This window comes from Methanobrevibacter sp. UBA188 (assembly GCF_905234905.1).
Taxonomy (GTDB): Archaea; Methanobacteriota; Methanobacteria; order Methanobacteriales; family Methanobacteriaceae; genus Methanocatella.
The window spans coordinates 526-7,851 of record NZ_CAJOJM010000058.1 but is presented as its reverse complement, the minus strand read 5'-3'; the positions used below and the strand labels follow the sequence as shown (position 1 = coordinate 7,851).

The window sequence follows — 7,326 nt, the reverse complement described above, 5'->3', positions numbered from 1 at the left end:
CAATCCTCATCGGCTCCGGATAGAGATAATTTCTAATGACACAGTACATAATGGGGATTCAATAAATATAAAACTTAGCGATATTGATGGTCATCCTCTTTCCAATGAATCAGTTAAGATAGTCATGATGGACAATAAGGGCAAAAGACAATCTTATTCAATAACTACTGATTCCAATGGAATTGCAGATACAACCGTTGCAAATAAGGATCCTGGAAGACTCACAATAAATGCTACATTTGAGGGGAATGAAAAATTCAATTCATCAAATGCAGTTAAATTGATTAAGGTTCGTGAGGGAAGTTCCAATAAAAATTCCACTAATGTGACAGGTGTTAGTGCTTAGAAAAGTTCTAGTCAGTAGATTATTTAGAGGATTTTTTCATGATGACCTCATATGACTGTTGATATTGATGCTGTTGCCAAATTCATTTAGACAATTTTAAATAATAATAAAGCTAAACTTTTAATTAATAACTTAATTATTTAAGTTAATATTTTAAATGAGGTTAAACTATGGTAAGTGTAAACGTAGAAGCTAAAAAAACCGTAGATGTAATGATTGAAAAAGCAGATGAATTGAACATTGCTGTAGAAACTTTAGACAATGGCGCTACTGTTATTGACTGTGGTGTAAATGTTGATGGAAGTTTCAAAGCAGGAGAACTTTATACTAAAGTTTGTCTTGGTGGACTTGCAGATGTTGGAATTTCAATTCCTGGAGATTTATCTGAAAAATTCGCACTTCCTTCAGTAAAAATTAAAACTGACTCACCTTCTATTTCAACCTTAGGTTCACAAAAAGCAGGTTGGTCTGTATCTGTAGGAGACTTTTTCGCATTAGGTTCTGGTCCTGCTAGAGCCATTGCATTAAAACCGGCAGAAACCTATGAAGAAATTGGATATGATGATAAAGGTGCAGATTTAGCAATCTTAACTTTAGAAGCTGATGTATTGCCTGGTGATGATGTGGCTCAATACATTGCTGATGAATGTGATGTCGATGTTAAAAATGTCTACTTGCTTGTAGCTCCTACTTCTTCTTTAGTCGGATCTATTCAAATTTCCGGAAGAGTTGTTGAAAACGGAACTTACAAAATGTTGGAATTCATTAAATTCGATGTAACCAAAGTAAAACATGCTGCAGGTATTGCACCGATTGCACCTGTTGACCCAGATGGACTTAAAGCTATGGGTAAAACCAACGATGCAGTATTATTCGGTGGAAGAACCTACTACTATGTAGAATCTGAAGAAGGCGATGATATTGCTAATGTAGCAGCTCAATTACCATCTTCCGCTGCTGATGGATATGGTAAACCGTTCTTCGATGTATTTAAAGAAGCAGGATTTGATTTCTACCAAATTGATAAAGGAATGTTCGCTCCTGCAGAAGTAGTAATCAATGATTTAACTACTGGTAAAATTTACAAAGAAGGATTTGTTAACGCAGATTTACTTAAAAAATCCTTCGGTGTCGATGAATAGATTTTATTCTATTCTTTTCTTTCTTTTTTTTTAAAAATTTCACATTATATTTAAATATTGTATAAAACAAAATTACTATTGACACTAAAATATAGTGTTTTTCGTTTAATAAATTACAATAAGGTGAAAAAAAATGGGCTTAGGTGATATTTTATCAAAGTCAATATCTTACCCGTTTTCTGATTTAACAAAATTTTTGATTGTAGGTCTTATTTTTGTTATTTCTGATATGGATGGGATTTTCTACGGATTATTTGGACCAAATTCATTTATGGCCATCATTGGAATAATAATTGCTATAGTATTTTCAGTTATTTTGAGCGGTTATTCAATTGATGTGATTAAAAGAGGAATTGATAACTCTAATGAAATTCCTGATTTTGATTTTGCAAATAATTTTGTAGACGGTATTAAAGTATTAATTATCGGATTGGTTTACTTCATTATTCCAATTATCATTACTCTTGTTCTTTTATTCATGTTTGGTGCAATTGGAGCAGGATTGGATAAAATGGCAGGATCTTTAGGAATTTGGGCAGTTTTCGCAGTAATTATATTTATCATATTTGGAATATTTGCAATAATTGCTGAAGCAAGATTTGCTATATCACGCAGTATCGGCGATGCATTAAGCATTGGAGAAGTATTTGCGGACGTAAAAAGAATTGGAATATTGAACATTATCTTGTTCCTAATTGTTGTATCCATTCTTTTGATTGTTTTAGCTTTAATTTTATCAGTAGTAGCAATCATTCCGGTCATTGGTATAGTGATAGTTGACCTTATTCTTGGCGGATTTGCCCTGTTATTTGTCAATTATGGTGTAGGTTTAATATATTCAGAATAGATAACATTTCTATTCTTCTTTTTTTATTTTTTTTTCAATGTTTTCATAATATGTAAGGGTCTCAATTTTAAAATTTTTTCAATAAATTTTTAAATGATGATTAATATATATTCTATCATTCTATATAGAATAAATACTTCAAGTATTAAATAATGGAGATGTATAAAATGGCAGATTTAAAAGGTTCAAAAACTGAAGCAAACTTACAAGCAGCTTTTGCTGGTGAGTCCCAAGCACATACCAAATACCAATACTTTGCTGCAAAAGCAAAAGAAGAAGGATATGTTCAAATCCACGATATTTTCATGGAAACTTCCAAAAACGAAAGAGAACATGCAAAAATCTGGTATAAATTGTTACATGATGAAGAAATTCCTGACACAATTGAAAACTTAAATGCTGCAGCAGACGGTGAAAACGAAGAATGGACTTCAATGTACAAAGAATTCGCAGAAACCGCTAAAGAAGAAGGATTTGCAAAAATTGCATTCTTATTTGAAAAAGTTGGTGCAATCGAAAAAGAACATGAAGAAAGATACAGAACTTTACTTGCAAATGTTGAAGCAGAATCCGTATTCAAAAAAGAAGAAGAAATTGAATGGAAATGTGAAAACTGTGGATTCATTTTCAAAGGTTCTCAAGCACCTGAAATGTGTCCTGTTTGTGGAGTTCCAAAAGCACACTTTGAAGAAAGAGCTACTAACTTCAAATAAGCTCTTAACTTTTTTTTATTTTTTTTAGTTACTGACTACTCACCAAATGTTTAAATAGTCTTTTATTCTATTTTAATTTAGAGGTTTGATATTATGGCAGATTTAAAAGGAACAAAAACCGAAGAAAATTTAAAAGCGGCACTTGCCGGTGAATCACAAGCACGTGTAAAATATGAATTTTATGCTTCTCAAGCTAAAAAGGACGGTTATGTTGAAATCAAGGAAATTTTCCAGGAATCATCTGACAATGAAAAAGAACATGCAAAAATCTGGTTCAAATTATTGAACGGCGGCAAAGTCCCTGACACTGAAAGCAATCTCGCAGATGCAGCAGCAGGTGAAAACTTCGAATGGACTTCAATGTATAAGGAATTCGCTGAAACTGCTCGTGAAGAAGGCTTTGACGATATAGCAGATTTGTTTGATGCTGCAGGTGCTACCGAAAAGGCACACGAAGACAGATACAATGCTTTAGCTGATAAAATCAAAGCAGGCACTGTATTTAAAAAGGACGAAGAAATCGCATGGAAATGTAACAATTGTGGATACATCCATTATGGTAAGGAAGCTCCTGAAGTTTGCCCATTATGCGATCACCCACAAGCACACTTCAGAAAACAGGATACCAGTTACATCTAGATTCCTTTTTCTTATTTTTTCTTTTTTTTAGCAATATTTATATTTTATAACAATCATATATCAATTTAAAAGGGATATTATGATTGAAAACAACATTTGTCTTTTAACCGATAGTTATAAAGTAACTCATCACTATTTTTACCCAAAAGGTACTGAAAAGATTTATTCATACCTTGAAAGCAGGGTAGGTGCTGAGTTCAATAAAACAATTTTTTACGGACTCCAGTATATAATTAAAAAGTATTTAAAAGGCTCTGTAGTAACTCAGGAAAAAATTGACGAAGCGGATAAACTCATATCAGCCCATATAGGGGAAGGCATTTTCAACAAGGAAGGATGGGAGTATATCCTTGATGAATACGAAGGCAAACTTCCTATTGAAATCAAGGCAGTTGCTGAAGGAACACCTGTGGACGTCAGCAACGTTTTGATGACTGTTGAAAACACTGACAGGAAATCATACTGGCTGGTGAATTATCTTGAATCACTTCTGCTTCAGGTTTGGTATCCTTCAACTGTTGCAACACTGTCTGCGGAAGTCAGGAAACTATCAAATTTTTATCTGGATGTTACAGGTTCTCAAAAGGATAATCTGGACTTTATGCTTCATGATTTCGGATATCGCGGAGCAACATCAACCGAATCATCAATGCTTTGCGGATCTGCCCATCTTCTCAGTTTTTCAGGTACCGACACTATTCCAGCATTGACAATTCCTGAAAACTACTATAACGATTCCAACTTATATGGATTTTCGGTTCAGGCAACAGAACACAGTGTCATGACTTCACTTGGTCCTGAAGGCGAATTTGACCAGATTATGAATGTTATAGATAATGCAAGGGAAGGAATTCTATCCATAGTAATTGATTCATATGACTATAGGAATTTTTTAATCGAAGCCGGAAAATCAGGAAGCGAACTGAATGAAGCCATCTTAAATTTCCTGGATGGTGAAGGCAATAAGGTTGTATTCAGACCGGATAGTGGAGAACCTGTTTCAACAACAATTGACTGTTTGAATCTGCTTTCACAGGGCTTTGGCTCCCATTTGACAGATAAGGGATACAAGGTTTTTGATTTGAACATTGGGCTTTTGTGGGGAGACGGCTTGAACTATCATAAAATTAGGGATATACTATTTGCAATGAAATCCAACGGATGGGCCGCTCAAAATATTATCTTCGGTATGGGCGGCGGTCTTCACTCATCCCTAACCCGTGACACTCAAAGAAATGCATTCAAATGTTCAGCACAATTGAGGGACGGAGTATGGCATGACATATTTAAAAACCCTCTGGATTCAAGTAAAAAGTCAAAAACCGGAAGGTTTAAATTAATCAATGAAAACAATTCATTTAAAACAGTTCCAATAGACAATGACGGTGAAGATTGTCTTCAAACAGTATTTAAGAACGGTGATTTATTGATTGAAGATACATTTGGGGAAATTAAATCAAGAGCATTGATGTATTCAAATTTCGGCAGGTGAAAATATGTGTACTGCAAGCAATTATATTACAGATAAGCATTATTTTGGACGCAATTTTGATTATGAGATTTCATATAATGAACGGGTAACAATAACTCCTCGAAATTATGAGTTCAAATACAGAAAAATCGATGACGTTAAAAGTCATTATGCCATAATCGGAATTGCTGCAGGCATTGATGAGTATCCCCTATATTATGATGCATGCAACGAAAAGGGATTGTCTATTGCAGGACTGAACTTTGAAGGTAATGCAGTATATAATGACTGTGAAAATAATATGATTAATATTGCCCCTTTTGAGTTGATTCCATATATACTAAGCAGTGCATCTACAGTGTTTGAAGCCCGAAAATTACTTGGTGAAATTAATCTTGTTGACATTAACTTTGCCGATGAACTTCCATTATCTCCACTTCACTGGATGTTGTCTGACAATAGCGGCAAATCCATTGTGGTTGAACCGTTGGAAGATGGATTGAAGATATATGACAATCCTGTAGGTGTCCTTACCAATAATCCTCCTTTCGATAAACAGCTATTCACTTTAAATAATTATAGAAACTTATCCAATAGAAATCCTGAAAACACATTTGGTCAAAACATTGATTTGGATGAATATTCAAGGGGCATGGGTGCAATAGGTCTACCGGGAGATTTGTCATCATCCTCAAGATTTGCAAAGGTGGCATTTACACGTGCAAATTCACATTCTTCAGGAGATGAGGCAAGTAGCGTCAGCCAGTTCTTCCATATTCTAGGCTCTGTCGAACAGCAGAACGGTTGCACATTCATCGATGATCCGGATTTGTTTGAATATACCATTTACACATCATGTTACAACACCAATGATGGGATTTTATATTACCGAACCTACAATAATTCGCAAATAACTGCCGTCAGTTTGGCCAATGAGGATTTGAATTCAAAGGATTTGATTAATTATCTGTTAATTAGTGATGAACAAATTAAATTCATTAATTAAACCTTTTTTTTTAAATGAATGATTTATTAAATGTTGTAATAAATATTTGTTTAATAATTTCATGATTTTGTATATCTGTTAATTAGTGATGAACAAATTAAATTCATTAATTTAACTTTTTTTTTTAATTTTTTATTAAATGAATAATTTTTTTTAACAGTTGCAATATGATGTTAATCGTTCAAAAATTTATAGGATTATTGATATTAATGTTATAATGTAATCTTTCATTTACTCATATATGGTCTATTTTTTGTTTTATATATGCTAAACTATTTATATTTGGAAGAATATAAATATAAAAGAATAATCTTAGTTTGCCGAGATTATTCAATTTTTATTAATTGACTGGATCAGGGGGTGAAAACGAAAAATGAAAGGCAAAAAGTTAATCGTGATAATGGCTATAGTTATTCTTATGTTTACTATTCAGGCGTCTTGTGCGCTTGAAAATGATAATGACTTTAATTTAACACAAACAACTGATGTTAATACAGTTAATAATCAAATAGTTGATGATAATGTAATTAGTAATCAAGTTAATGATGTAAAAGATGAGTTGAATGACTCTGCAGACATTAAAAACCGTATTAGCGTAAGCTCTAAAAGTAGTGTTTTGGGTGTTTCCAATGAGAATAATGTTTTAGGTAATTCTTCAAATTATAAGAATATGAGTGATTTACGGACTATACTTCAGAATGCACAGCCAGGGCAAAATATTTTCCTGAATGGTTCGACATATGTTGGTAAGTTTAATCCTATTCTTATAAAAAATAATATTAACATTTATGGAGGTCATAATACTACTGATGGTATAAAGGCTACACTTGACCTTTCTGAGTTTCAATGTTCAAGTCAAACTAGTAATACGCCTAGGCTTCAATTTAAGAATATTTGTAAAATTACAGGAGTTAATTTTGTAAATTATAATTTTACTTCTGATAATATAGTTCCAGGTGCAATCATACCTGAAAGAGGTAATATAATTACTCTTAGAGCACCGTGTTCTTTTTATAATTGTACTTTTGCAAACAATACTATTTATCAAAAGTCATATGTTATAGAATATAGTAATAATGATAATATTGGTGGAAGTGGAGCTACAATTGAAAATTGTGTATTCTACAATAATACTGCTTCAGTTATAGTATGTATTCAAAGT

Annotated in this window: 7 protein-coding genes and 1 pseudogene; all 8 read left to right on the top strand. The window is 32.9% G+C overall.

Annotated features, from left to right (window positions below):
* Window positions 1–346: pseudogene (locus QZ143_RS08710) on the top strand (hypothetical protein); the annotation flags it as partial.
* A gap of 170 nt (window positions 347–516) precedes the next feature.
* Complete coding sequence (gene mch / locus QZ143_RS08705) at window positions 517–1,488, top strand: methenyltetrahydromethanopterin cyclohydrolase (protein ID WP_292883254.1); 972 nt, start codon at window positions 517–519, stop codon at window positions 1,486–1,488.
* A gap of 133 nt (window positions 1,489–1,621) precedes the next feature.
* Window positions 1,622–2,335, top strand: a complete 714-nt coding sequence (locus QZ143_RS08700) for a DUF4013 domain-containing protein (protein ID WP_292883249.1) — start codon at window positions 1,622–1,624, stop codon at window positions 2,333–2,335.
* 167 nt (window positions 2,336–2,502) lie between these two features.
* A complete protein-coding gene (gene rbr / locus QZ143_RS08695) occupies window positions 2,503–3,048 on the top strand; it encodes a rubrerythrin (protein WP_292883246.1) in 546 nt (181 codons plus the stop codon).
* Between the two features lie 93 nt (window positions 3,049–3,141).
* Window positions 3,142–3,687 (top strand): rubrerythrin, encoded by a 546-nt coding sequence (rbr, locus tag QZ143_RS08690; RefSeq protein WP_292883239.1) that lies wholly within the window; start codon window positions 3,142–3,144, stop codon window positions 3,685–3,687.
* A 79-nt stretch (window positions 3,688–3,766) separates the two neighbouring features.
* Window positions 3,767–5,179, top strand: coding sequence for a nicotinate phosphoribosyltransferase (locus QZ143_RS08685; RefSeq protein WP_292883237.1), 1,413 nt, complete (start codon window positions 3,767–3,769; stop codon window positions 5,177–5,179).
* A gap of 4 nt (window positions 5,180–5,183) precedes the next feature.
* Window positions 5,184–6,164: a choloylglycine hydrolase gene (bsh, locus tag QZ143_RS08680; RefSeq protein WP_292883234.1), complete on the top strand. Its 981-nt coding sequence runs from the start codon at window positions 5,184–5,186 to the stop codon at window positions 6,162–6,164.
* A gap of 373 nt (window positions 6,165–6,537) precedes the next feature.
* On the top strand, window positions 6,538–7,326 hold a 789-nt coding region (locus QZ143_RS08675), incomplete at its 3' end, for a hypothetical protein (RefSeq protein ID WP_292883231.1).

Excerpts from the sequence above, each read along its gene's own strand:
- mch (WP_292883254.1), top strand. The coding sequence starts at position 517 with ATGGTAAGTGTAAACGTAGAAGCTAAAAAAACCGTAGATGTAATGATT.
- QZ143_RS08700 (WP_292883249.1), top strand. The coding sequence starts at position 1,622 with ATGGGCTTAGGTGATATTTTATCAAAGTCAATATCTTACCCGTTTTCT.
- rbr (WP_292883246.1), top strand. The coding sequence starts at position 2,503 with ATGGCAGATTTAAAAGGTTCAAAAACTGAAGCAAACTTACAAGCAGCT.
- rbr (WP_292883239.1), top strand. The coding sequence starts at position 3,142 with ATGGCAGATTTAAAAGGAACAAAAACCGAAGAAAATTTAAAAGCGGCA.
- QZ143_RS08685 (WP_292883237.1), top strand. The coding sequence starts at position 3,767 with ATGATTGAAAACAACATTTGTCTTTTAACCGATAGTTATAAAGTAACT.
- bsh (WP_292883234.1), top strand. The coding sequence starts at position 5,184 with ATGTGTACTGCAAGCAATTATATTACAGATAAGCATTATTTTGGACGC.